General features: G+C 61.7%; 33 protein-coding genes. 10 read left to right on the top strand and 23 right to left on the bottom strand.

Translation table 11 applies throughout. The features are described 5' to 3' along the window. Position 1 precedes the first annotated feature (1 nt). The 21 genes from EJA05_RS09420 to EJA05_RS09320 form a co-directional block, all read right to left on the bottom strand. On the bottom strand, positions 2–883 hold the full coding sequence (locus tag EJA05_RS09420) for a baseplate assembly protein (protein WP_125858044.1): 882 nt from the start codon (positions 881–883) through the stop codon (positions 2–4). Beyond that, positions 880–1206 (bottom strand): GPW/gp25 family protein, encoded by a 327-nt coding sequence (locus tag EJA05_RS09415; RefSeq protein ID WP_125858043.1) that lies wholly within the window; start codon positions 1204–1206, stop codon positions 880–882. Before EJA05_RS09415 ends, EJA05_RS09420 begins: the two co-directional genes overlap by 4 nt. Before the next feature lie 2 nt (positions 1207–1208). Next, entirely contained in the window at positions 1209–1430 is a 222-nt protein-coding gene (locus EJA05_RS09410; RefSeq protein WP_125858042.1) for a hypothetical protein, read from the bottom strand. Between the two features lie 41 nt (positions 1431–1471). Beyond that, positions 1472–2116 carry a phage baseplate assembly protein V gene (locus tag EJA05_RS09405; RefSeq protein WP_125858041.1) on the bottom strand — a complete coding sequence of 215 codons (645 nt, stop codon included), beginning with the start codon at positions 2114–2116 and terminating at the stop codon, positions 1472–1474. Further along, complete coding sequence (locus EJA05_RS09400; RefSeq protein ID WP_125858040.1) at positions 2113–2601, bottom strand: hypothetical protein; 489 nt, start codon at positions 2599–2601, stop codon at positions 2113–2115. Before EJA05_RS09400 ends, EJA05_RS09405 begins: the two co-directional genes overlap by 4 nt. After that, positions 2594–3256, bottom strand: a complete 663-nt coding sequence (locus EJA05_RS09395; protein WP_125858039.1) for a hypothetical protein — start codon at positions 3254–3256, stop codon at positions 2594–2596. The genes EJA05_RS09400 and EJA05_RS09395 overlap by 8 nt, the downstream gene beginning before the upstream one ends. Then, the gene (locus tag EJA05_RS09390; protein ID WP_223811894.1) at positions 3253–3546 is read right to left on the bottom strand and encodes a head-tail joining protein; all 294 of its coding nucleotides are present in this window, start codon (positions 3544–3546) and stop codon (positions 3253–3255) included. The genes EJA05_RS09395 and EJA05_RS09390 overlap by 4 nt, the downstream gene beginning before the upstream one ends. Positions 3547–3575: 29 nt before the next feature. Then, entirely contained in the window at positions 3576–3881 is a 306-nt protein-coding gene (locus tag EJA05_RS09385) for a hypothetical protein (RefSeq protein WP_125858037.1), read from the bottom strand. A 1-nt stretch (position 3882) separates the two neighbouring features. Then, positions 3883–4914 (bottom strand): major capsid protein, encoded by a 1032-nt coding sequence (locus EJA05_RS09380; protein WP_125858036.1) that lies wholly within the window; start codon positions 4912–4914, stop codon positions 3883–3885. Between the two features lie 11 nt (positions 4915–4925). Continuing rightward, on the bottom strand, positions 4926–5276 hold the full coding sequence (locus EJA05_RS09375; RefSeq protein ID WP_125858035.1) for a head decoration protein: 351 nt from the start codon (positions 5274–5276) through the stop codon (positions 4926–4928). A 12-nt stretch (positions 5277–5288) separates the two neighbouring features. After that, positions 5289–6509: a S49 family peptidase gene (locus EJA05_RS09370; protein WP_125858034.1), complete on the bottom strand. Its 1221-nt coding sequence runs from the start codon at positions 6507–6509 to the stop codon at positions 5289–5291. Between the two features lie 2 nt (positions 6510–6511). Next, positions 6512–8119, bottom strand: coding sequence for a phage portal protein (locus tag EJA05_RS09365; protein ID WP_125858033.1), 1608 nt, complete (start codon positions 8117–8119; stop codon positions 6512–6514). A gap of 2 nt (positions 8120–8121) precedes the next feature. After that, the gene (locus EJA05_RS09360) at positions 8122–8337 is read right to left on the bottom strand and encodes a hypothetical protein (RefSeq protein ID WP_125858032.1); all 216 of its coding nucleotides are present in this window, start codon (positions 8335–8337) and stop codon (positions 8122–8124) included. Between the two features lie 11 nt (positions 8338–8348). After that, positions 8349–10274, bottom strand: coding sequence for a phage terminase large subunit family protein (locus tag EJA05_RS09355; protein WP_125858031.1), 1926 nt, complete (start codon positions 10272–10274; stop codon positions 8349–8351). Positions 10275–10278: 4 nt separating this feature from the next. Beyond that, a complete protein-coding gene (locus tag EJA05_RS09350; protein WP_125858030.1) occupies positions 10279–10800 on the bottom strand; it encodes a terminase small subunit in 522 nt (173 codons plus the stop codon). A 136-nt stretch (positions 10801–10936) separates the two neighbouring features. Next, positions 10937–11284 carry a phage holin family protein gene (locus tag EJA05_RS09345; protein WP_125858029.1) on the bottom strand — a complete coding sequence of 116 codons (348 nt, stop codon included), beginning with the start codon at positions 11282–11284 and terminating at the stop codon, positions 10937–10939. 512 nt (positions 11285–11796) lie between these two features. Continuing rightward, positions 11797–12162: a PA0613 family protein gene (locus EJA05_RS09340; RefSeq protein ID WP_125858028.1), complete on the bottom strand. Its 366-nt coding sequence runs from the start codon at positions 12160–12162 to the stop codon at positions 11797–11799. Then, positions 12159–14375, bottom strand: coding sequence for a VapE domain-containing protein (locus tag EJA05_RS09335; protein ID WP_125858027.1), 2217 nt, complete (start codon positions 14373–14375; stop codon positions 12159–12161). Before EJA05_RS09335 ends, EJA05_RS09340 begins: the two co-directional genes overlap by 4 nt. Beyond that, entirely contained in the window at positions 14365–14496 is a 132-nt protein-coding gene (locus EJA05_RS28730; protein WP_407692096.1) for a TraR/DksA C4-type zinc finger protein, read from the bottom strand. The genes EJA05_RS09335 and EJA05_RS28730 overlap by 11 nt, the downstream gene beginning before the upstream one ends. A gap of 79 nt (positions 14497–14575) precedes the next feature. Beyond that, entirely contained in the window at positions 14576–15094 is a 519-nt protein-coding gene (locus EJA05_RS09325) for a phage regulatory CII family protein (RefSeq protein WP_125858025.1), read from the bottom strand. A gap of 605 nt (positions 15095–15699) precedes the next feature. Next, positions 15700–15924, bottom strand: a complete 225-nt coding sequence (locus EJA05_RS09320) for a helix-turn-helix domain-containing protein (protein WP_125858024.1) — start codon at positions 15922–15924, stop codon at positions 15700–15702. Positions 15925–16027: 103 nt separating this feature from the next. Between EJA05_RS09320 and EJA05_RS09315 the strand changes: the two genes are divergently transcribed. The 9 genes from EJA05_RS09315 (at position 16028) to EJA05_RS09270 (ending at position 21359) form a co-directional block, all read left to right on the top strand. Continuing rightward, positions 16028–16696: an XRE family transcriptional regulator gene (locus tag EJA05_RS09315; RefSeq protein WP_125858023.1), complete on the top strand. Its 669-nt coding sequence runs from the start codon at positions 16028–16030 to the stop codon at positions 16694–16696. A gap of 246 nt (positions 16697–16942) precedes the next feature. Then, entirely contained in the window at positions 16943–17254 is a 312-nt protein-coding gene (locus EJA05_RS09310; protein WP_125858022.1) for a hypothetical protein, read from the top strand. A 9-nt stretch (positions 17255–17263) separates the two neighbouring features. Next, positions 17264–17548, top strand: a complete 285-nt coding sequence (locus tag EJA05_RS09305) for a phage antirepressor KilAC domain-containing protein (RefSeq protein WP_125858021.1) — start codon at positions 17264–17266, stop codon at positions 17546–17548. 158 nt (positions 17549–17706) lie between these two features. Beyond that, positions 17707–18024 (top strand): pyocin activator PrtN family protein, encoded by a 318-nt coding sequence (locus EJA05_RS09295; protein WP_125858019.1) that lies wholly within the window; start codon positions 17707–17709, stop codon positions 18022–18024. A gap of 57 nt (positions 18025–18081) precedes the next feature. Next, complete coding sequence (locus tag EJA05_RS09290) at positions 18082–18489, top strand: hypothetical protein (protein ID WP_125858018.1); 408 nt, start codon at positions 18082–18084, stop codon at positions 18487–18489. Continuing rightward, the gene (locus tag EJA05_RS28170; RefSeq protein ID WP_190306041.1) at positions 18486–19046 is read left to right on the top strand and encodes a hypothetical protein; all 561 of its coding nucleotides are present in this window, start codon (positions 18486–18488) and stop codon (positions 19044–19046) included. Before EJA05_RS09290 ends, EJA05_RS28170 begins: the two co-directional genes overlap by 4 nt. Then, positions 19043–20872, top strand: a complete 1830-nt coding sequence (locus EJA05_RS09280; protein ID WP_125858017.1) for a DNA cytosine methyltransferase — start codon at positions 19043–19045, stop codon at positions 20870–20872. Before EJA05_RS28170 ends, EJA05_RS09280 begins: the two co-directional genes overlap by 4 nt. Then, the gene (locus EJA05_RS09275; RefSeq protein ID WP_125858016.1) at positions 20869–21087 is read left to right on the top strand and encodes a hypothetical protein; all 219 of its coding nucleotides are present in this window, start codon (positions 20869–20871) and stop codon (positions 21085–21087) included. The genes EJA05_RS09280 and EJA05_RS09275 overlap by 4 nt, the downstream gene beginning before the upstream one ends. Continuing rightward, positions 21084–21359 (top strand): pyocin activator PrtN family protein, encoded by a 276-nt coding sequence (locus EJA05_RS09270; RefSeq protein ID WP_125858015.1) that lies wholly within the window; start codon positions 21084–21086, stop codon positions 21357–21359. Before EJA05_RS09275 ends, EJA05_RS09270 begins: the two co-directional genes overlap by 4 nt. Before the next feature lie 175 nt (positions 21360–21534). On the opposite strand, the gene EJA05_RS09265 is transcribed toward EJA05_RS09270, so the two are convergent. Beyond that, the gene (locus EJA05_RS09265; protein ID WP_125858014.1) at positions 21535–22149 is read right to left on the bottom strand and encodes a hypothetical protein; all 615 of its coding nucleotides are present in this window, start codon (positions 22147–22149) and stop codon (positions 21535–21537) included. Positions 22150–22459: 310 nt separating this feature from the next. Here EJA05_RS09265 and EJA05_RS09260 point away from each other — a divergent pair, with 310 nt between their 5' ends. Beyond that, the gene (locus EJA05_RS09260) at positions 22460–22669 is read left to right on the top strand and encodes a hypothetical protein (protein WP_125858013.1); all 210 of its coding nucleotides are present in this window, start codon (positions 22460–22462) and stop codon (positions 22667–22669) included. Positions 22670–23678: 1009 nt separating this feature from the next. On the opposite strand, the gene EJA05_RS09255 is transcribed toward EJA05_RS09260, so the two are convergent. Beyond that, entirely contained in the window at positions 23679–24800 is a 1122-nt protein-coding gene (locus EJA05_RS09255; RefSeq protein WP_125858012.1) for a site-specific integrase, read from the bottom strand. Positions 24801–24881: the final 81 nt, after the last annotated feature.

Below are 24881 nucleotides of genomic sequence, written 5' to 3'. Positions count from 1 at the left end.
GTCAGCCACCCCGCGTCACGGTAAAGCCCTGGCACCAAGCGGCTTGGGCCTTGTCCGGGGTGACGTCCTGCCACCCCACCAGCTCTACCCGCTCGACGCCGTTGATATGCACCTGCGCATCAACACCCGAACGGGTCACGGCCACCCCCAGCCGGCGCCTGGGATTGACCCAAGCGCCCAGCCGGCGCCGGCATTCGGCCAGAATGGCCTCGTTCTCTGGCCCGGTACCGACCATGTCCACCACCGCCTCGATGCGATAGGGCAGGATCTCGGCCGCTTGCACCGTCAACCGATCGGCCAGAGGGCGGACGTCATCTTCACTCAGGTGCAGTTGCACCGCTTCCAACAGCTCCGGCGATGCGCTGCCGTTACCCTCCAGGGCCAGCACCGTGACGACCACCTCGGCCGGGGCCGGGCTTTCCGCCGTGGCGTCGGCCACCTTCCCTGAAGCGTTGCGCGCATGCAGGATGTAGCTGTTACGCGGGCCTGCCGTGGTCAGTCCTTCGTAGACCAGCTGCACCCGCTCGCGCAGCGCGTCGTCGGCCTCGAGCACTTCCTCGACCGGCGGCACCGCCTTGAGATCCTCGGCTTGCACCACCAAGCGACGCAGGCTGACGTTGGCCGCCAGCTGGTCCAGGTCAGACCCGGCGGCAAAAGCCAGCATCAAGGCCTTGGCCGCATCGTTGACCCGGCCCCGATTCTGCAGCTTGCGGTAGGCACCCAGCTCAATCAGCTTGGTAATCGGATCGCTCTCGAGCAGCGCATCCCACTTGTCGCCCATGTACTCGCGGAACCGGACCAGCTCCTCGTCGTACACGCTCTCGTAATCCAAGCTCTCAAGCACGCGCGGCGCCGGGAGTTGGGTCAAATCCATCGTACTCATACAATCACCTCTACCAGCGCGCTGTCGCCCAGGTACTGACCAGACAGCTGCAGGGTGACCTGGCCTTTGATGACGGCCTGCACACGCACACGCTCGAGCTTCAAGCGCGGCTCCCAGCGCCCAAGGGCACGCGCCACCTCGGCCTGCACAGCGCTTTTCCAACCCTCGTTTACTGGAAGGTCGACGTACCGGCGCAGGTGGCTGCCGTACTCAGGCCGCATGCGCCGGCTGCCAACGGGGGTACCCAGGATGTCTTCGACGGACTGCCGCAGGTGCGACAGGCCGGTGACCAGCTGCCCCGTGCGACGGTCCATGCCGATCATGGTCAGGCCTCTTGTTCTTTGAAGTCAGACCGGTTGCGCAGGTATTCGAGGGCGAGCGTGTCGTCGCTCTTGACCTCGACCACACCCCGCACCACCACCAGTTCGGCCCAGTTGGGCAGGAACAACTTGCGGCGGTCGTAGGCCTGGTCGATGAAGGTGACGGTCTGCACAACTGGCGTCGGAAGCTCAGTACCTTCGTCGGTGTCTTTCGATGTCTTGGCCATGGATCCTCCAGGCGTAAAAAAGCCCGCTCGGGGCGGGCTGTTCAGTGTTTGTGGTTGGCCGTGTTGCCGGCGGTGTCGATGATCCGGCCGCCGCCGTTGATGTCGCCCGTGACCGTTAGCGGGCCTTTGATTTGCACCTGGCCTTCCAGGGTGATGTTGGCGGCCTTGATAGCGGCACTGGTTGCCTCGACCGTGATGCTGGTGGCTTTGACGCTGACCGTGGTCGCCTTCGCCGTCAGCGTGGTTGTTTCGGCGCTGATCGCCTCGTCGGTCAGGGTGGCCACCGTGGCGCCGACCTTCACCTTAACCGTGCCCGAGGGCAGCTCGATGGTGTAACTCTTGGCCTGCCAGTCGTAGACCAGCGAGCCGCCATCGTCGAAGCGCCACACCTCGACGTGGTCGCGGTTGTCGGGCGGCGCCCCAGCATTGCCGTACAGGCCCGGCACGAAGGTGCCGTGCGCGGGGTTGCCGCTCGGGCTGATCAGCACGCCCTGTTCGTTGAGGCTCGGGATCCGCCAGTGGCGGGCCTTGCCGGCGGCTTGCGAATGCCAGCGCACCCAAGCGCTGGTCCAGTCGCGGCCATCCGAAACCCGCACACGGGCAGCCGCCGTATCGACCGCCACCACCACGCAGGGCAGCACCACATCAGCAAGCATGCGGTCATGCTGGGCTGATGCATAACTCATAACGGGTCCTCCCCAACGACGACCGGTTCACCTGGTGGCTCGATAGGCCAGGGCCACTCTTCCTCGCCGAGGTAGATGACCTGCGTCCACTCGACGACCCAGACCGCCATGCTGTCTAGTTCAGGGCGACTCCAATCCCGCTCTGCTCGGACAAACTCGGCGGGCTCCACCTCAATGCCCCAGGTCTGCAAACGCAACAACACCGCCAACTGCGCAGCAATGAAGGCCACAACGTGCAGATGATCCTCGTCCTCAACCCCGACGATGGGCCGTGCCTCGAACCGCGCATCGATCGCCACCTCGCCCGTGCCTGGGTCACGCTCTGCCGCCTCGAAGCCAGCCAACTCAATCACCACCGCCGGCACATCAACGACGGTCAACATCCCGGGCATCGTGCCCACATAGCGCAGACCTAGAATCGCCGCACGTATGAACTCCTCCATCGCTGCATATACCCTTGCCAGGGGGATTGGATCGTCAGCCATTTCCAACCTTCCGCGTGAGTTTGAGCATCTCGAAATTCAACTCCTGCTCCATCACCACCAGCAGACGCTGGTGAGCCTTGTTCGTCCACGACTCGAAGTGAGGCCTGACCTCCTCAAGCGAGATCTTGGCCTTGGCCAGGGGGAAGCGACTGTCGTTCTCGGCGATCCAGCCTGAACTCGCCCCGCCCGCCTTGGAGATCTCGCTGTCGGGATAGTCGCTTGCGTCGAAGTGTTTACTTGCCGTGCGGATCCAGATATCAGGATTGCTGCCGTACACTCGGCGGTAGAACGCGCCTTGATAGCGGCGACCGGCCACCGACACGCCTGCACGGGTCTGCCGGGGCCGACCGGCTCGGCTGGCCTCGATTGGATTAAGGCCGAACCAGAGCTTGCCCTGCCCTTTACTCCCCGCCTTGTAGGCCCGCAGGCGCTGCCGCACCGCCTTGATGGCAATACGCTCCTGCTGACCTACCTCGCGAGCAATACGCCCTTGCAACCAGCCCAGCGTCTTGTTGATGGCTCGCCGCTCAGCTGCCATCACCGCCTTTGGCAGTAGAGCAGCGAACTGGTCGAACCCCTTCACCTGCCGGGAATTGGCCTGCAACGTGATCAGCCCCGTGCTACTGGACTGCTTGTAATAGCTGCCAACGCTCATTTCACCTCCCGCAGGGCAAAGTTGATCCAACCGCTACCATCCGGCTCCCGCTTGGCGATGACGTACCGCCCACCACCATCTGCCGGAGCGAGATCGCACACCAGATGCAGGCCCTCCCTGATGCCATTGGCCTGGGCAACACGCACCGAAAAGACGGGCTGCCGCAGGCCGGTGTTGATCGTGCCGACCCGTGGCTGCTGCCACGGTACCGACATGAACCCGGACACCGGCTCAGGGAAGCCTTCGATCTCGACCTCGTCGCCCAGCTCGTCGAGCAGGGATTCGTCCATACCCGACACCGCCTCACGGAAGGGCATGATCAGTTCCCCGTGCTGTCGTCGTCTTCCTCTTCCTCCTCTTCTTCCTCTTCCTCATCCGGGTTTCCACCACCGCCGTCCGGCGCCGGAGCGGGAGCCGAGGCCGGCGCACCACCCTGGCCCAGCCCCGGCTGGCGGCGAGCCGCACGACTGGCGGATTCCAGCTTGCCGCGAGCGACAATGACCCCTTCAGCGAGCAGCAGATCACGGACTTCGGCAGTGGGAGGAACGAAGACCTCGCCCTTTTTCACGAGCGTGGTACCGGATTGGACGCAGCCATCGACCACCACATATTCGACCTTGGCCATGTCACACCACCTTGGCGTAGAGGAAGGCGTTCGGCTCCAGCAGGCCAGCCAGCGGAGAGGCCTGGACCTTCAGCCAGCGCTGGCTTGGTTCCTTGGTGACCCAGCTCTTGGGAAAGCGCGCCGCTTCGACCAGGCCGCTTTCGATGGCTTCCATGTCCTGAATCGCCCCGTACAGCATCGCGTTGCGCGTTCCGATGGAACCCAGGATCAGACCGCCCGCCGGTACCATGGGCTTTTCACCATCTTCGTCGTCCAGGTACCACTCGTCATAGGCGTACATGTCGATGCCGGGATCGTTGAGGTAACCGAGGTAGGTCACACCGTCCGGCAGCTCTTCCGGCTTGATCAGGCCCATATCGACACGGCGGCTGTTCAACTGCTTCAACACCGTATCGTTGCCTTGGAAGGCATCCTGCGCCTCAGCACTCAACACCGCCACGTTGGCCGAACGCCCAGAGTCCTTGGCGATCAGGCGGCGCCACTGACGCATGTTGGCGATCGGGTCAGAGCCGGCGGTATTCCAGCGACCGGTGGCCAACGCAACCTTGTGGGTGTCCTCCATGAGGAAGTCGATGGTGTCATCCACACCATCGCCGATAACGCGGATGCGGCCAGTGGTCAGCGCCTGGGCACACATCCACTCTTCGCGGCGTGTGATCTCGTCGTCAAGATCCACCAGGTCCCGGCCGAGCCGTTCGCCTGCTCGCTCCAGCGCAGTACGGGTCGAGAACGGCGTTTCGCCGGCTCCACGCTTGAGGATCAGCTCTGCCTGGGTCGCGCGCTTCGGCTGAATGTAGGGCGGCTTATAGGTCGACGAGCTGATGCCGGTGCGCTGCGATACGCTACCAGGCAGGGTCGGGTGAACGAACGGCGCCATTTTGCGCTTGCCCTTCACGATGTCGATGGTGACCGCTTCGGTGCCGAAGGTCTCGGGCATGCCCGCGTTGAAGAAGGTATTCATGAGGAAGCGACGCGGCGTCGGCATCTGCTCGATGGCTTCCATCATGGTGAGGGTGTCGAAAATGTCAGTCATGGTTGCTCCGATCAGCGAATGAAGAGGCACAGAGGACGCAGGGCGGCCTTCGCGGTGGCCAGGGTCAAACCCTCGCCAAAGGTGAGTTGGCTGCCCAGCACTTGGCCGGTCAGGCGGATCGGCACGCTCTTGGCGCCATCAGTGGTGTCGACGTCCTGGTCGAGGATTGCGCTGGGGACCTGAGAGCCGTCTTCAGCGGCGGCCTTGCACAGCAGGTACTCCTTGCTGGCCGTGACCTGGCCCAGCACCGAGCCACGGGCCAGCTTCTGGCCGACGGCGATCAGGCCGGTATCCATCACGATGGGGAAGTCGCCCGCCGAGAGCTCGCTCGGCAGGTAGGTATTGCGTTCAGGGTTTGCCATGAGGGGCTCCTATTAGCGGCGCGAAGCGCCTGCAACGATTGCGCTGACGGCGACCTTGCGCTCACCTTCCTTACCGCCAGCGGGTGGGGTGGCACTGCCGGCGCCCTGGGCATCACTCTTGATACCGGCCAGCGAGATACCGCGATCCTGCGAAGCCTTGAGCAGCGTAAGGGCCGTGGCCTCTACAGACGAACCGTCGTCGATCGCCGCGCTGATCTCCTTCTCGAAGCCCTTGGCGCCCAGGGCGTTAATACCCTTGATGCGGTCGCGCTCAGCGGCGGCGCCCTCGGCGCGGATCGCTGTGGTGTCGACCTGCTCGGCCTGGGCGATCTCGATGGTGTTGGGGTCAGTGCCCGCCGCAATCGCGGTGCGCAGTTCTGCCGTGGTCTTGACGGTGGTCATGGTGTGCATCCTTGGGGAGTTGATGGCCGGTTTGGCCAGTTCGGTGATCAGGGATTCCAGCGAGCCCGTGCGGTGGGCCAGGCCGTGCTTGACGGCGTCCGCACCGACGCGGATGCCGCCGTGGTCGCCCATCTCGGGCACCTTCTCGGCAGCGACTCCGAGGTTGCGAGCAACCTTGCCCACGAAGACTTCGCCCATGGCGTCGATGGTTTCGCCCAGCTTGGCGCGGCCCTCTTCGGTACCGAGATCGGGCCGCTTGTTCGGTGCGTTGCGGCTGACGATCTGGTAGCGCGCCCGGCCGGCCTTCTTGTCGTCCTCGACCACAGCCTCGACCACAACGCCGATGCTGCCGGCCAGGCTGGCCTCATCGATGACGATCTCGCCCGCCGCCGAAGCGATCCAGTACGCCGCGCTCGCGCCAATCCCGCCGATGTACGCGACGATCCGCTTACGGGAGCGGCCCGCGTAGATCATCTCGGCCAGTTCGTTGATGCCCGATGCGACGCCACCAGGGCTGTCGATGTTGAGCACGATGGACTTGACCTTGGGGTCGTCCAGGGCGCGCTGAATGTCCGTCGCCAGGACCTGGGTGCTGGTGGCACCGCTGATCTCGGTGAACAGGTTCGCGTACCGAAAGATCGGCCCGGTGACCGGCACCACCGCCACGTTGCCGCGCATGGTGACGCGCCGTGTTTCTTCCAGCCGCTCGCCGCGCTTGGTCACCAGTGCCACCGGATCGCCCATGCGGTCGGAGATGGTCAGCAGGTTATCCAAGGCGTCGGGCATCATCAGCCAGGGCTGCGAAGCAGCCAGCTCAAGTGCTCGAGGCATGTCTATTCCTCTTTGGGTTCGGGGTCTGGCGGGCTTTCAAGGCCCCCCTTGGGCAGGGCCTGCATGTTGTGCTGCCGCCGGTACGCGACTTCGCGGGTACGCTGTCGGATCACCTGCTGCCAGGGCTCGCCGGTCATCGCCGCTGTCTCCAGCGTTTCGTTGCTCACGCCGATCTCGATGCGCTTGCCGGCGGCGTTGGCCTCCTTCAGCTCATCGATCGCGCCACGGGCCGGTCCAATCCACAGCGCCTGGCAATAGGCCTTGCGCTTGGCTGGATCGCTGTAGCCGGGGAGCTTTACCAAACCCCTGGCCACGGCCTCGTCGATGACCAGCTCACGGCTGGGCTGGCAGAAATCGCAAGCCAGCCACCAGCGGCGCAAACTGTAGAACCGCCAGGCCTGAAGCATGGCGGCACGCGCGGCGCTGTAACTGCTGCTGTAGTGCAACAGCAGCTCTTCCATCGGCAGCTCAAGCGCCGCGCCGATCTCCTTCACCACGGCGGTGAAGAACGGGTCGAACTGCGCATTGGGCCGGCTGGGGTTGGCGATCATCGGCTCTTCGCCCACGCCGAGGTCGACAATGGCGCCTTCACCCAGTGCGACTGCACCGTCTGAGGTGTCATCGCCGCCGGGCTTCTCTTCGCTGAGCGCCGCCATCGGCAGGTTGGACTGGTTGAAGTCGCCGCCCTTCTTGATGAACACGGTGAACATCGCCGAGATCACGGCCGCCATCAGCTCGGCGCTGCTGTAGCGCTCCAGCTTCTGCAGCGGCTCCAGCACCGGAGACAGGTACGGCGCCCCGCGCTTCTGCCCAGGCCGCTCTTTGTCGGCCAGGACATGCAACACGCGACGACGCCCCGTTTCAGCGCCAAAGACGGCCAATCGCTCCCAGCTCAGCGTCTTGCCTGCCAGATGCTCGCCGGGGTAGCCGGTGCAGACGTGGTACGCCACTGGCGCACCCAGGCCGTCGAACTCGATACCTTCCACCAGGTCAACCCGATCCATGCCGCCGTTCGGGTTGCCGATACGCTCGGACTCGATCAGTTGCAGGCGCGTGCTGAAAATGCAGCCGAGGCGCTCCTGGTCGGGGCTGGCCACGAACACGTCACCCGCCACCATCGACGACACCAGCACCAGGGCCTGCAGCTGATAATGGTTGAGCGTCGCTTCTGCGTCGCACTCCCTCGGGTCATCTGCGTACAGCGACCACAACCGATCCAGCTGGCTGTTGAGCTGCTCGGCCTCTTCCTCGGTGATGCCCAGCGCCTCATGGTCGACCTGGGCACGGCAGACCAGCCCGGTGCCCACCACGTTGGTACGCAGCCGCGTGATGGCGGCGCGGGCCACCAGGTGGTTGCGCATGGCATCGCGGGAACGTGCCACCAGCATCCGGCGCTCGGTCTGGTTGAAGTCGCGGCGAGGACTGCCAAGGCCGGGTATCCAGCTGGCCACGCTACGCAGCACCCGCGAGGCGCCCCGCCAGCGGGTCTCAACACCGCCGCCACCGCCCTGGGCAACAATCGGCTTATCCTCGACCGATGCCCTGGCCACGCGGATCGCTTCGGCCATCAGTTGCTCGGCAGCAGATTCCTGCTTTCGAAACGGCCACATGGTCAAAGCCCCACGTAGGAAATGCGGTTGCGGCCACGGCCCTGCTGGGCAGCGTGTTCTTGAGCGACCTGTTCGGCGTACTGCCTCTCCAGCAAACGCAAGCTGTTCAGCTCGGCCAGTTGGACCTCGCGATCTTGCCGACGCAGCCGCTGGCCGTTCTTCAGGACACGCGAGATCGCCGCCCGGACCTCGTCAAGGCGTTGTTGTGCTTCAGTCATGGTGACCTCGGTTATTGGACGCGGCTCCGCGTACCCCGACCGCGCGTGACCACCCGGCGAGGAACCGGCGCCACCGCCTGTTCAGTAGTGAAGAGGGTGGGCTGAAGCAGTTGCTGCTCCAGCTGGTCCCACTCGTGATCGCGCAGCAGGTGCGTCTTCAGACTGCGAGCCGCGTGCAGGGCGTATACCTCGCAGTCCAGGGCTTCGTTGCGCCGGCCGGCCTTCTTCTGCCAGACCATCTTGCTGGGCTGGCGGGGGTGCGGGGCCAGGACTTCGTTGGTGACCTGCTCGTAATAGTCCGCGCGGATCTCGCTATACCAGTGCATGCGCCCCGGCCCTGCGCCGGAGAGCTTCATCCGGCCATCGATCAGCGTCTTGGCCTTGTGAGTGCCGACGATGTAGACCCGCAACCCGTACTTGGCTGCCTTGGTGTTGTCCTGGCTGGTGTCCGCCGACTGGGCCGGCTTGGTGAAGATCTCCCGATCCCGGCTGTCGATCGATGCGCCCTTGATCGCCATGATGTTGAAGCGTTGGCGATCCCGAACGTAGGTATACACCGCGTCGCTGGTGTTGCCGTCGGAGCTGTCAATGCTGACCGCCGACACGGCGAGCTGCGCACCGCTTTCGGTGGGGATCGGCGTGGCGATCATCTTGTCCAGCTCGGTCCATACCGGATCGTTGGGGTCGATGGGGTTGCCGGGCAGCTCGCCCCAGTACAACCGCCAGGACTCCTCACCGCGCCCCCAGCCCGTGAAGAGCACGGCAAGGCGATCGCCCTGCACGTCGACACCGACGGTTACCAACAACACGCCCCTGGGGGCGGTCAGCTCGGCATAAGGCTCGGCGCGCTTCTCCAGCTCGTCGGTCTTCGGTGCGTCGCTCTTGTATTCGTAGCTCTCACCCATCGAGCTGTTGGTGAAGGCGATCATCGGGCCGATGTTGCCCTGCCGCGCAGCGTGCTCGGCCTGTAATTTCTTCTCCATCAGCACTTCGAAGCGCGAGCCGGGGAACGTGGCGTACAGCTCATTGATGATGTAGCCGGCAATGCCACGAAACTCGGCGGTAGCCTCCCAGCGCCCCAGCTTGAGGTTGGCGTTTTTCTGGTGGTCATCCCAGATCTCGCCGCAGTGCGGGCAGGCGTAGTACGCCGTTTCCGGGCGACGCTTGCCGTACACCTCATGGAAGTAGTGCTGGTCTTCGTCGCAGTGCAAATGCTCGAAGCTCAGTGCGTGTTCTTGGCCACAGCCATGGCACGGCACCAACCCCACACGCTTGTCCGACAGTTCCAGTTCGGCGTCGATTGCCGACAGGCCTTTGATGGTCGGGGTACCGCCGATGATGATCTTCGACCGCCGGAACGTCTTTAGGCGCTCCTTGGCGAGCTTGATACTGTCCCCCTGCCCCCGCAGGTTCAGGTTGCAGTCGTCCGGTTCTTCGATGGCGACCCGTGGTACCGGCGTCGACTTCACGCTGGCCGGGCTGTTGGAGCCGACCATCTTGAGGAAGCCGCCGGGAAACCGCTTGAAGTCCTGACGCTGCTGCAGCTTACGGCTACGCAGATCGATCTTCTTGCGCAGGCGCCGGGTGGCCTGGATCATCGGCTCCAGCTTTTCCGCCACGTACTGCTTGGCCGCTTCGGCCTTGGGAAACAGGATCAGGATCGGCGACGGATCAAGGTCGATCCACTTGCCGATGGCGTTACCGAGCACACCCGATGTCCAGGCCACCTGGGCCGACTTGCGCCCCACGATCTCGGCAACGTTCGGATCGTCCAGTGCTTCGAGCGGACCGCCCGGCCAGATCAAGTGTGGCGTTTTGTCGAACCGGTATTTACCAGGTGCCGCCGATTCCTCGGGGGCGAGCCAGCGGAACCGGTCGGCCCACTGGATGATGGTCATGCGCGGCGGTGGCGCCCACTTGCGGCAGACGCGGCCCATCGCTTTACTCGCCGTCTTCTTCAGAGCCCTCTTCGTCGTCCGGCTCGTCAGGATCCCCTGCGAGATCGTCGTCCTCGTCATACGCGGACAACCTCCTCAGTATTGATTCGATGGGCTCGCGGATCAGCTGGTCATCGACCTGCACGCCGTACTGCGCAGACAAGGTCGCTGCCAGTTCATCAGGGAAGGTGTTCAGCAGCTCGATCTTGGCAGCGACGATCACCGCCTCGAAACGCTCGACCATGTCGGCCTCGATTACGACCTCGCCCAGATCCTTGGCGAACGCGAGTTCTTCACGGTCACCACGGATCCGGTCGAGGCGATCACGCGTTGATTCCTTCTTGCCGTTGAGGGCAGCCTGCCGCATCAACCACTCGAGCACCGCCTGGGTGTCGTACTGGTTTTCGTTGCCGCGCCCCACGCCGAACTCGATCACCGGCATGCCTTCCTTCTGCCACCGGCTCAAAGTGCGCTCGTCGCGACCGACGATCTCACTCAGTTCAAGCTTGCTGACTGTCTTGCCCATCGCTAAGTCCTTGAAAAGACGGACATCCCTGCAAGATTCTCAGCTGCAGGGAAACCGCGAGTCTGCGCACCCGTGTAGGGGGCGGGCCGGGGGGAGGACCCAAAAAAACGGCCCCCACCCCCTGCCCCCGGCCGGGTCACTGACCCGCCTCGGTGCCAGCTGGCGGCGCCTGGGACAGACCCAGGCGCTTGGCGGCCCAGCGCTCGTACAGGTTGATCGCCACGTCGGCGCCGGCCATCGCGGTCAGGCAACCGACTGCCGCCGCCGCCCACACCGAAACCCCGAGGGCGTACAGCAGCATGTTGGTCGACAACCCGCAGGTAACGCAGGCACCGGACCGCAATGCCAACCGACGAACCAGACCCCAACCGCGAGCGCCCGCCTTGTCCGCCCGCCACATCTCTCCCGACACACCGCCGACCAGGGACAGTACGATCACCATCCAGATCGGCAGTTCGGCCAAGGCTTGTTGCTCGCTGTTCATTTCTTCCCCCAAATGCAAAAACCCCGGCGCAAGGGCCGGGGTTTCTGGTGTGTGGCGGGCTGCTTTGTGCGCCCGCACGTCTCGAAGATGGGTACTTTTTACAGGTCCAGTTTCCTGGCAGCAAGCAAGTTTTAATGCCACCCGGCAATAAGGGGTAAACGCCCGGTGAATGTCTGGCAAATGTCGGAGGAATACACCACCCCGGCTTCGCTTCACTTTGGCGCTGACCCATAGGGTCCAAAGGGGGCGGTGATGGCGGGACTTGTGGAGCCCTTGAAAATCAAGGGCTGTCCCACTGTCTAACTGTTTTTAACACTTTCCCGTGTAAAGAGAGAGATTAGAAGCACGCTGCGCGCAATGCGCGCGTAACGCGCTGCATGCGCCCTATGTGCGCGCCCTCACGTGGATGGCGGGACGGTGGGACATCCCGCGAACTGCACGGGCTGGAGCTGGGCTTGCCTGCAATAAATGCGGCAGGACCACAGCGGGACGGTAGGACCAAAGGTGGCGGATCATGCAGCCTTCTTCCCTCTCAACAGCCCCTGAATAGCCACATGGGCCTGGTGCAGGCGCTCATAGTACGTCTTTCTGCTGCACCTGCAATAAGCCATTTTCTGCTCGAGTAGGCTGTCATGGTTGCAGTAGTGTTCACGGACAATGACGTACAACTGGGGCTCCAGGTGCTTGTTCACGATGATCTCGATATCGGCAGACTCATCGAGCAGCACCCGACTTCCTCTGGTGCCTCGGATCAGGTCGCCCTGACAGTCCATGAGGAGTCCGAGCATGCTACCACCACCCGAACCGCCGAAGCGCTCGCATGGCGTGTGGAGCTCTTGCGCCCACAACTTCAGCATCTCATCGATGTGCTTGATCAAAAGCAAGGCTCCTTCTGCGCCGGTGGTTGCTGTTCCAGAGCACTGGTGCGGCCCCAACCTTCGGGCTTCTGGTACGCCCATGGGCGCTTGCCACTCTTGGGCAGCGCGGCCAACCGACGGCGCCGCCAACCGAGACGGTGCATGATCGACCCTACCCGCATCTGCTCGGGCTTGCCCCAGTGGCCAGGGTCCAGCTTGAGCGCCTGCCCCAGCACTTCGCTACCGGTGACTGTCTCCCCGACCTGCGATGCCTCCAGCCACTCAAGGATCGGACCTTCCCATTCATCCACCACGAAGCGCTCTTCCTGCTCCGAGGTGAAGAGCTCTTCCTCCTCGCGAGTGACCCACCAGATATCACCGGCCTGGTAGCAGAACATGGCCTCGGCCCACAACTGATCGCGGACCCGGCGCAACGCCTCAAGATCGACCTTGACGCAGGCGACTGGCCAATAACGCCGGTTACCCGTGGCGTCCTTGAGGTATTCGTCCTGGTTAGTGGTTCCCGCGAAAACACACTGGCGTGGCACGTCGCTCGTTCTTCGCCCATAGCTTTCGCGGTAGGTGTCGATGGAGGCCGAGAAGAACTGCTTCGCCTTGGTGCTCTCAGCCTTGTTGAAGCTGTCCAGTTCGCCCAGCTCGACAATCCATTTGCCCCGGATCGCCTGGAACGCATCCTTGTCACCCAGAGTGAACGGCGTGTCCATGAACCACTCACCCCCAAGAATGCCCAAGGCCGAAGACTTGCCCGCGCCCTGCGCCCCCTCAAGGATCATCACCGCGTCCGCCTTGCAGCCGGGCTTCATGACACGCGCCACCGCCGAGATCATCCAGCGCTTCCCGACCTTGGCGCTGTATTCATTCCGGGGGACGCCGAAGATCTCATGCAGCCAGCGCTCCAGGCGTGGTACGCGATCCCATTCAAGCTTGGCCAGGTAAGTGCACACCGGATGGAAGGCATTGTCATGAGCGACGACGCTGACAGCCTCGACCACATGGGAGGCTTTCACGCGCAGGCCCTGCTGGGCCAGCCACTTCATCACACGCATGTCGTCGATGTCGCTCCACTCCCCCGGCACACCGCCATAAGGTGCAGCACGAAGGCGCATGATCTTCGAGCTGAAGGCGTTGTAGCCGATCACCCCGCCCCAACGTTCATCATTGGCCAGGATCAGTTCGACGTTCTGCATGTGGGCGATCAGAGCACCGCTCTCGGTCCTGGCCAGCATGTCTTTCCAGCCACCCGTAGCAGGTGGTTTGATCACCGCGGTGACCTGCCGACGCACGGCCTCGAGGCCTTCGGCGCAGTGCAGATCATTGAAGTCGGTCCACTTCTCCTCGCGCTCGATCGAGAAGATCGGGCCGACCACTTGGCCACCGACCACCACCGCCGCGTTGTTGGCCTTTTCCTCGCCAGGGTTCCAGGGCTCACCGGTAGGCCGCTTGGTCTTCCAGTCGTCATCGCGGCAGATGATGATGGAGCGACCAGGGAAGCGCTCGCGCATGTGCTTGGCGACCGACATCAGGTTGCCCGCATCGAAGGCGATCGCCACCGCCTGGGAGGTCGCCATGTGCAGGCTAGCGCCGGTGGCGTATCCCTCGCACACCAGCACCGGTTCGCCTGGTTCGGGATGACCGCCAATCATGTGGAAGGCGCCGTCTTTTGCCATACCGTACGGCCAGTACGACTTGTCGCGCCCCGTGCCCTCTTGGACCGTCGGATAAATCACCTGCAGGCCGACGATGGCATCCTGAGCATTCTGCATCGGGACGAGCACTGCGCCCGACTTCGGGGCATAGCGAACCCCAAAGCCGACCACCTGCTTGCGATCAAGGTAAGCGCTCCGCCCTTTCTCGGGCATGCGCTTGAACAGGGCATCGGCGCGCTTGCCCGCACGACGTGCTGCGTTGGCGGCGACTTCCGCCGCCCGGCGCTTGGCGTCGGCTTGGCGGGCGCGCATCACTTCGCGCTCATCCGGGGTCAGCCCTCGGCCGTCGGTCTTGACCTTCTGGGTTTCGCCGTGTCGCCAGTCACCGAAGCTGCCGAAGATCAGGGTTTGCCCTTTCTCGGCCAGGTGCTCATGCAGGACATACCAGCCGTTCTTTTCTTTGCCCTTGTCATCCTGGGTTCGGCAGCGGGTCAGCTTGCCGAAGATCAGGGGCTGCTCAGGCTGCAAGCCGTAGTCGTGCAGTTGGTCGAGAACCTTATCGAGCATAGTGTGCCCTCCGGTCTTCATGGAGGGTTTGACAGGCGCCGCAACGCACACAGCCTTGGGCCGCTTGTCTGCGCGGCTCCGGAATCGGGTCGTCACAATCAATGCAGTCCGTAAGGGACACACGCACGGGCTCCCCCGCCCGTGCGGCCAGCGCCTCATCCAGGCGCTGCTGAACAACGTCATTCGCCAGATCCGCGTTATCAGCCACGTCGCGCCCCCCGAGTGGTCTGGTTGACGTATTCGGCGCGGCGATACATGCCGAGCAAGCCCTGGATACCGCGGAACACCTGGTGCTGGATCTCGGCCAGCTCCTGATCGTCGACCTTTCCGTCGCCAATGCTGCGCGCCCAGGTTTCGGACAAGTTGGCGACCTGCCGGAAGAACTCAGCAAGACCCATAGTCAGCGTCTCGGGGATGTCATGGGTGTAGGCGTCCGACAGCCCCTGCCAGATGGTGTCGCCAACCAAGGCATGCACCGAGTCGAGGATGCGCGGATCCTTGGTCAGCTCAAGGATCTCGCTGAACTCTTGAACGTTGACGTTATGGGTGGGATGGGTGGGAGACAGCTTGTGTTGGAGCGTGGTGGCGTTGCGGCCGGTGGTGGCAGCGATTGCAGCGGCGCCGCCGGGGTAATCACGTACAGCGTGATACAGCGCGAGTTCAAGCGGCAGCACCTCACGCTTGGCGCGATCGGTGCAGCTAATTGCGATTCGGCTCATGGCATGTGTCCTTGTCGGTAGCCAGTGCCTGCGGCGGGCAGTGGTGTTGCGTGCGCCGCATAGCGTTGAGAGAGAAAGTAGCCGGGCAGCGAGGGGCTGATACGGCCTCTTGCCGGGGCGTCGTTCCATCGACAGCCCCTAGCGAAACTGTCGCCTCCCGTGGTGAAGGAGGCGTTACCCAAGCTCCCTGCCTGGGCGGCGCGATCAAGGTAGGAGGACCTATGTGGTGTGCCCGCCTACCTATCACGCTTCCCGGCAGCATCGTGGTGCTACTGCCGAGTGATGGAGGCGATCAAACGCCTCCCCTTTCTACACATGGCATTACGCCACAAAGGCTGCCAGTGTCGGCGGCGAGCGGTGGTGTTACACTCGCCGCGTGGCTTGAGAGAGTCACTGCCGGAACAGCCCAATGGACTGGCCCGGCCCCGCCGCCCAATCTGTGGTGGAGAAGGCGGTACCCCCAGGCACTAATGCCTGGACCCCGTGTACAAGGTGAGCGGTTACGTGGTGTGCCCGCCCATCCTAAACACGGCCCGGTAGCACTGTGGTGGTGCACCGGGGGAAACCAGGCGACCTTCGGGTCGCCTTTTTTCTTTGTGTGCGGCCTATGCCGCTCGCGGCTCGTCCATCTCGGGCGGGAAAACATCATCCAGCGCACATTCCGCGCCCAAGTCATTCAGGGCTGCAGTGATAGCACGGCACTCACTAAGCCCCGGCATACGAAGCCCAGACTCATAGTTACTCAATCGGGCTTGGGTCCATCCCAACCGAGCAACCAGGTCTCTCTGCTTGATACCAGCGCTTTTTCTTATCTCGGCGATACGATTCATAACGAAGACTCCGGTTGACTCGCCGACAAAGATAACACGCACCGTGGACCATTCAACACGGTTAGTGCAAAAAAAACATTTCAGTACGTGATAAAAATCAGGGATGAATACACTCGCACAACGCATAAAGCACTTCCGCAAGGCCAAGGGCCTGAGCCAGCAATCACTGGCGATCGCCTGCGGCTGGGAATCTCAATCCCGCATAGGCAACTATGAGCGGGGCATCAGAGAGCCCAATCTCGCAGACATTGAAAGGATGGCGAGCGCGCTGAACATCACCTTGGGAGAATTGCTGCCGGGCTCTGCCCCGGCTGAAGCGCCGCCCAGCGTCAACATTACATTCGCACGACGGGCCTTGGAGGGCGCGGTGCCGGTAGTAGGCTATGCACAACTAGGGACTGACGGATACTTCGAAGCCCTGGATTTTCCCACAGGGCATGGCGATGGATACCTCAACATCCATAGCGATGACCCTGATGCCTATGGCTTAAAGGTAACAGGCGACAGCATGCACCCGAGGATCAAGAACGGGGAATACGTGCTTGTGGAGCCAAGCAAGAGCTACTACAGCGGCGACGAGGTGCTGGTCAGAACATCGAACGGCAGAACCATGATTAAGGAGTTCATCTACCTGCGCGACGGAATGTACCGGTTCGATAGCGTCAACGCTGACCATGCGCCGATCCATGTCGATGAGGCAGAAATTGAGCACATCCATCTGGTTGGCGGCATCCTCAAATCATCACGGTTCATGCACGCCTCAAAAAAATAAAACGATCTGTGTTGACACAGGCAAGCACATTGCGTGATATTTGCCCCACTCTTCCACCACAGAGTGAGGCACTACCATGCACACCACCGCATCACTGCACGTCCATCCGGCCGCCGCATCTACTGATCTGATCTTCAAAATCCGCCGCCTAGCCCGGCAACACGGCTGCGCGTTTGGCGCCACCAAGCGCCCCACGTCAGCGCCCGCCATCCGCCCAGCGGCCCCAGACAATGGGGGGCACGCAGCATGAGCTACGCACTGAGCCATAGCGCTTTCACCTGCCTCAAAGCGCAGACCAACCTGTCCGGGCAGTTCTCCCACATCCTCCGCGACGAGGCGAACGGTGCCTGCGCCAAGGCCACGCTGCAGACCGAAGTCTATCTCGACCAGCTCAATGTGGTGATCCGCATGGGCTCAACGGTGAACACGCTGACGTTGCCAGCAAACAGCCTCGCCAGCGCGAGAAAGATCGCGGGTCACCTCGAAGCGATCGCCAACGGCCAGCTGGACACCGCCGACATGCCCCCAGTCGAGCAAGTGCTCGCTGACGCAGCATAGGAAGCGACCATGGAACGTACCCTGGCACAAACCGCCAAGCTGTTCGGCATCAGCCGCAACGAGCTGATCAGCCGGATGCGCGAGAACGAACTGCTGAACGATCGCAACCTGCCCCGCTACCCCACCCGGGACCGCGACTACCTGCGGACGAAGGAGGGGCAGTGGTTCCATCCCAAAGCAGGGATGCAGTACAGCGAGTCGACCCGCGTGAAGCAGGCCGGGATTCCCTGGCTGGCAGAACGTCTGAAGCTGCAACTTCCGACACCACCGGAAGACAAGCGCTATGCGGCCTAGGCAGTACGCAGCCCAGATCCTCCAGCTCAAGACCCGCGAGGAGCGCAATGCCGCGCTCCTGCAGGTTCCTGAAGAGTGGCGCGACCTGGTACGCAAGCACTGCGAAACCACCTGGCACCATCCGTCACGCCACAAGCTCAGGGAGAGCCCGAAGCCTGATGAGCAATACAACAGACCAACTAGCGCTGCGCCTGCCGCACGCACCTGAGGCAACGACTGTAGAGCTGCTCTACCGCATCTTCGGCGATGTTCTCATCCCGCTCGACAAAGTGCGCATGCAGTACTTCCGCAACCTCAACGAAGACACCTTTTCCGAGCAACTGAAGGTCGGCCGGATCTGCCTGCCAGTGACCACGCTGGACAACAGCCAGAAGGCCTTGAAGTTCGCCCACATCCGCCATGTTGCCGCTCTGATCGACAGCAGGGCCTATCAGGCGGACGAAAAGCAGTCTCGACCCACCGAGCAAGACAAGTAGTAGCAACACCACCAAGGGCCGCCACCACCGGCCCGCACACCACAAGGAGCTAGACCCATGACCCCCCAGCAGGTTATCGCCCTCATCGTCATCAGCGCGTTTGTCATTGGGCTGTTCGCTTACGCCTATTGGTTTGGCCGCCAAGAGGGACAAATTCGAGGCCAGGCAGCCAGCGATCGCGAACACAAAGCAACCATCCAGGAGCTCGAGGCGTCCTTGGAATTCCTGCGCAATGACCACCGCCACCTGGCAGAGCACGCCAAGCGGCTCAAGGAAACCAACGCTCTGCAGGAGACACATCACCGCTCGCTGCTGGAGATCGCCGAGGCACTGCGTATTGCCGCCGAAACCTGGAGCGCCTTCAAGACAGGCAAGAAGCTCGAGCGCGATGCACGCCGCCTGCGCGACGAAACCCTCACCCTCGCTCACTTGCTGAAGCCCGCCGAACAGGAAGCTGCAGCATGAATCAGCCCCACCACCATACCGGCTTGCTCTTCGATTCCGCGCCCTGCGCCGGTCATGCCCGCGCCATCGCACCGGGACAGACACCGATCCAGCCCCCGGAGGAAAGCGGGTACGCGTGTGACCAGGTGAACGCCACCCGCACTCCCGCTTTGCTCCGTAAAGCAGCTGGCGTCGACGCGCAAAAAACAAAGAGCCTCTGCTGCGTAGCAGCAGGCATTATTTCCACTCTCAACGCCCCCGCCGATCCACAGATACCCCACGACAGGCTGCGCCAGGCAGCGCCCGCTGATGCAACGCTAATCGCTCCAGATCGCCCGCACGCGCAGCTTGCCAAGGGGTATAAGCACCTCCCCTACTTCGCACTCACCGCAGATGAAGAGGCCGTATGCAACTGCATCGCCGACGCGATCAATTCGACGTTGGCGGGGAATGCTGCAGGCGTGTTCGCCACCGTCGATGAGATGGCCGTGGCCATCCACGACGCCCTGCTGGAGGCAGACGTCCTGCGTCCTGAGCACGCGCATCTGGCCGCCCGTCAACAGGAAGTGACAGCATGACCGCCGCCCAGCAGATTAATATCCAGGGCGCGCAGCAGCACGCCCTGCCTTTCCAGCGCGAGCTGTACGTCGACTTGTTCGCCGGCGCAGGCGGGGCCAGCAGCGGCGGCGCCCGCGTGTACCGCGACCCTGACATCGCCATCAACCACAACCCCATCGCAATCGCGGTACACCGCGCGAACCACCGCAACACCCGGCACTACATCAGCGACATCTATGAGGTCGACCCGCTGCAGGCCACCGGCGGCCAGCCCGTGGGCATCTTGTGGGCATCCCCAGACTGCCGCCACTTCTCCAAGGCCAAGGGCGGCGCCCCACGCAGCAAGGCTGTTCGATCGCTGCCATGGGTGGTAGTGCGCTGGGTCTTCGTGACCCGCCCGCGCCTGCTGCTGATGGAGAACGTTGAAGAGTTCCAGGCCTGGGGGCCACTGGACGACGAAGGCAAGCCGATCAAGTCGGAAATGGGTCGCACCTTCAAGGCATTCATCGCCTGCCTCACCACTGGACTGGCTGCAGATCACCCCGACATGGGCGAAATCCTGGACTGCATCGGCCAATGGGTACCGATGGACGCACTGGTGCGCGGCCTGGGCTGCAATGTGGAGTGGCGTGAGCGCCGCGCCTCGAACGCCGGCTCCCCAACTATCCGCAAGCGCCTGTTCCTCATCGGCCGCACGGATGGCCGCCCCATCGTCTGGACAAAGCCGAAGCGGCACGAGAACCCGAAACCAGGCCAACTGCCTTGGCGCACCGCCGCCGAGTGCATCGACTTTTCCGACCTGGGCAAGAGCCTGTTCGCACGCAAACGCCCGCTGGTAGACAACACCTGCCGGCGCGTAGCCAAGGGTTTCTGGCGCCACACCGTGATGGCCGAGCAGCCCTTCGTGCTCCAGCTGGACGAGCAGCAGCTGGCAGCCGCAAGCCTCACCGAGTTCGCCAACGCGAGCACGCAGCGCACGTTCAGCGCAGTCGAGCCGCTGCGCACTCAGGTGGCCCAGATCAAGGGAGGCCATTTCGCCCTGGCGGCAGCCCACCTGACTCACCTGACTCATCATGGGGACCGTTCGGGATACCCCGTTTCCGAGTCCACCCGGACCATCACCGGGGCTAACCGAGGCGAACAAGCACTGGTCACCGCGTCGATGATCACCCTGCGCAAAGGCTCCACGGGCAGCGGCATGGGCCACCCCGTAAACGCCCTGACCACCGGTAGCGGTCACCACGCGGTCGCTGCATGCCACTTTGAGCAGGCGAACGGCGGTTTCTACAAGGGCGACGGACGAGCAGCCAAGGTGCCACTGAGCACTATTCTCGGGCGCGGCACCAACCAGCGCCTGGCCAGCGCGTACCTGGTGAAGTACTACGGCACCGGCGGGCAGTGGCAAGGCATGGGCGAACCAATGCACACCCTGCCAACCAAAGAACGCATGGCGCTGGTCACCATCGTCCAGGTGCCCGCCGCGATCCTGCCGCCCGACCTGCTGGTGAAGGCCCGCAAGTGCGCTCACTTCCTGCACAAGTACCTGCCGGAACACTTCCCCGAACCGGTCGACCTGGTGCTACTCGGCGAGCACGCACTGGTCGACTTCACCCTGCGCATGCTCAGAGCCCCGGAACTAAAGCTCGCCCAGGGCTTCAGCCCCGACTACATCCTTGATCGCGGCCTGTTCGAAAACCTGGAAACCGGCCAGTTGGAATGGCGCCCCATCAAGAACACCGACCAGATCCGACTGATCGGCAACAGCGTCTGCCCTGACGAGGCCGAGGACTTGATTGCCGCCAATGCGAAAGACCTGATCGACCTGTACCAGCAGGAGGCCGCATGAAACCCACAGTCAACGATTGCCCGGTACCGGACGCCGAAGACAACGCAGCCGCTTGGCTCGGCCAGGCCGGGCTGTACCGCACTCGGTTGGAGGCCGTGCAAAACGGCGAGCAACACGTGGAGCCTGTTTCCGACGACGAACTGATCGAACTCGCACGCGGCCACGTTCGCGAGGGCCTCAGCCATACCCAGCCGCAGAAGGAGAAACATTCATGAACACAGCTTTTGTGTTGATGGCGCAGTACAACGGTCTGGCTATTATCTCGCTCGAGCAGGTGTGCGCCGATTACTTCACGCACCTCACGCCGCTCGTATTTCAACGCAAGGTACTGGCCGGTGAGATCAAGCTGCCCATCACTCGACTTGAACCGAGTCAGAAGAGCGCCCGAGGCATCCACATTGCCGATCTGGCTCTCTACCTGGATCAGCAGCGGGATGCTGCGCGCAAAGAGTGCGCGCAATTGAATAAGACGTTACGGGCAGGCTAACTGGGACATTGCACCTCAGTTAATCAGTGTCTATCGCCCGTACGATCTACCTGCTTGCTTACGACCCTTCCTGCCAGTTGAATTCGCATTGACCACCCTGCATCGATGGCCGCCTACAATCGGCGGCCATCGACCAAGAGCTGTCGCTCTAGTATTTATCAATACTAGGGGCAATTCATGTGAATGCAAATGGAAATTCCCATTCAGATCCGTCCTTCAAGCGGCCGAACAATTTTTCAGGATCTTTTATTTCTGAATGATCAGCTAAATCCAGGTAATAGTTAAGCCCGCCATGAATATAATAAACCAACCACTCACCCGTAAGCGCCCCCCTCTTTCGCCTTGACTCGACCCCCTCACAAACAACCGCATGCGATATTCGATTGGCCATGACAACCCAATATCTTTCAATGTCAGCATCATCCTCTTCAGTCATCAAGATTTCTCGAAGCTTTTCCTCGAATAAACCGTGTTTAAGTGCGTAATCACCAAACCACTTATTGTGAAAGTTCTGAGCCAAATGTCTTGAATCGCAATAATGCTTGTGCCAGAACCTACCTAGAATAGGTCCTCTAAATTTTTCAGCTGCCTTGGTTCCTGTAGGGCGGCTAGTTGGTGCTCTCTCTAGCAGTGCAATCTCATCTAGCACCGAAAATTTGTTTAACCGCCTAAGAGATGACAGCAATTGAAGCTTTAGTGCTAAGCTTTGACTCAGTCGATGTGAATAGGGTTGCGACAACGTAACGCTTTTCTTGAGCAGCAGTGAGTCGTATCTATGAAGTATGGGCATAGGTTTTTCTCCAGCACGGATCGCTCTAGGTATTCTAGATCATTCGATGCCTGCTTGTGGCCGAGCTCTGCCGGTGCTCACCGGCAGCTAAGAGTTGCTAGCGGCCTGTCAGCAGCTAGCGAGGGAGACTCACTAAAGCGATCGATGCGCAACGTCGCCTACGGCAAGCTGAGGCAGATGATGCGCTGCCTGAAGAGATCGAGCTCTTCAGGGCGATTGCGGATTTACGATATCGATTGGTGACCGAACATCAGCTTATTATTCGCGGGAAAGCACCGCACATTCTGCATTGACGCCGGAGGAGTGATTCGTGAAGCGAGATGTGACGAAAGTTCTTCTTCCAGATCACCAGGCTTTCTCTGATGCAATGGAGGCCTTGAAGCGCTACCAGGAAGCAAAGGATCTTGGTGCGCCGCCTGAAGAGATTGCGCGCCTGAAGAGCCTGGCCGAGTCGCTGCTCCAAGCTATTAACGACTACCAGCTAAGAGCTCTCGGCGGACCTGACTACACGCATCATTGACTGTATGCTGTTGATCGGTCGCCGATCTGGGTAGTTACGGGCCTGAGCAAGAACGACAACAATTTCCTATTCTCCGCCCCCTGCACAGGGCGCGCGCTTCATAACTCCGATTGGCGCTTTACCTCGATCAACAGCGGGAAGCTGCGCGTGACTATGGCTTCGGCGTGAATCTAGGCGCACCACGTTATTAAGAGACAACAGCCGCGTGCCAACGGAGAAGGCATACCACTGCCGCGAATCCGCTCCAGATGTAAGGCAACAGGTGCTCGGTGGCATACGAAGTTGTGATCCAGATTTTAACCTTCGAGAGCCAGACACACATACAGATCAGCCAGTAGGGGAAGTCGAACGCAACCGCACTCTCCATTGTCGCTTCAGTTCTATTTTCCTTCTTATCGCTTACTAGACAATGAGCATGAAATACAACGCTCTCACTCATACCCTTGATATATCTGCGCTTTTCTTCACGATTAGTGTAGCGCTGAAACTCCGACGATTCAATCACGCACTCTACTGAGTAAACCGCTAAGTCAGAGGAGGAATACACCCCACTACGCTCAAGCACTTGCTTTCGGATTGACCGCTTATTCAGAAGCAACGTAATTCTAAGCAGTAGTCTCTCATAGCACTTTCTATATACAGCCCACTCATAATATGAAATGGCCGGCTGGTGCTGATAGAACCTCAGTAGCAGATAGGCATTTATCGCGAGTGCTACGAGCCAGACGTGCTGAGTGTTCCTTGTGAACTCCATCTTTGTACCCAACACAGACACGGATGTCAGATCCGCACCAAAAAACCAGAGGGCAATGAGGGAAGACGAGAATGCGAGCAGCCAGCCGCGCGCTTTTGGGAAAGAACCTTCATCGAAATCAGAACTCACAGAAATTCTCCAAGCTGGCTCTTAATAGTAGCATTTCGCCTTCATTCCTGCCGGATGTGTTAAATGCCACCGACAGGGTCAGGCCGAATACAATGCCTGGTCAATTCTGCGCAATTGCCCTGGTAACTACTCGGCCCGGGCACCGAGGGTTACCGACGCCTGGACTATTCGCTCTAACCACCGCCAGCTTTTATACCGATCATCGCGCCCGCGAAGATGGGTGTATCGCCGTAGCGAGTTCCAGTCACGATGTCCGGACACACTCGACACCCTCGGGATATCCCAATCCATTTCGAACAACCGGCTCACACCTTCGTGCCGCAGATCGTGAAAGTGCAGATCCTCCACGCCAACCATCTTGCACGCCCTGGACCAGGCCGCACCGATCGAGTCGCTGTTGTAAGGGAAGATCTCAGCGCACTGACGCGGCATGCTTTGCACAATCGCCCACGCCTCATCCGGTAGATGGCACCACACATCGTTGCCGATCTTCTGCCCGGGGTTCTTCATGTCCCGCACCTTCACCGCCTGGCGGTGCTCATCCAGATCCTCCCACAAGATGCGCGCTATCTCGTCCATACGGCGCGTGGAGAAGATGGCAAACGCCACGACCTTGGGCATGTGAATGACTGTCGGGCGACGTGCAAGCATCTCGAAAAAATGCTCGAGCACCTTGTCGAGCTCTTCGAGGGTTGGCCGACGATCTCGTTCCCGGCTTTTCATGTTGTAGCCGAGCCGCTTCAGCACGAGGCGAGCGTCGGGCATGGCTTGAGGGTTGACCTCGTACTCCCACGCCGCCCTAGCCAGCGACAACACTGAGCCCAGGTGAGCCAGGTCATTGCCCGCTGTCTGCGGTTTGATGCCGCCGCCTTCAGGGCTCATACGCCATAGGGCGTAATCCACCAGCACCTGCTGAGAGATGTCGGAGTCGACCACCTCGCCGAGGTAACTGTTCTTGATAGCCAGGAGGGTCTGTCGCTTCGTCTTACCCAGCGGCCGGGCTTTCTCGGCTTCCACCAGGTAGCGGTCGATCATGTCCTTGACCGCATGCCCACCTCGGTTGGCCCGCTCGATTGCGCCAGGCTCTGCCAACTCGGTCTCTCGTCGCTTCGCCCAGGCTTGAGCCGCCTGCTTGCGGGCGAATGTCTGGGACTCTTGGTAGACTAGGACACCCTTTTTCTTGAGGCGGATCTGGACGGTATAGCTGACCGTTCCATCGGCCTTTTTCCTTGCTCTGATCGTTGCCATGATTTCCGGTGGTACAAGCGTGACTGGCGGTGGTACATCGTACCACCGTCACTCCAAAAACGCCCCAAAACCGCGAAAAAT

The organism is Pseudomonas oryziphila (genome assembly GCF_003940825.1).
In the GTDB taxonomy this organism is placed as follows: Bacteria; Pseudomonadota; Gammaproteobacteria; order Pseudomonadales; family Pseudomonadaceae; genus Aquipseudomonas; species Aquipseudomonas sichuanensis.
Note: the sequence above shows the minus strand (reverse complement) of the source record. Positions and strands in the feature narration are given on the sequence as shown.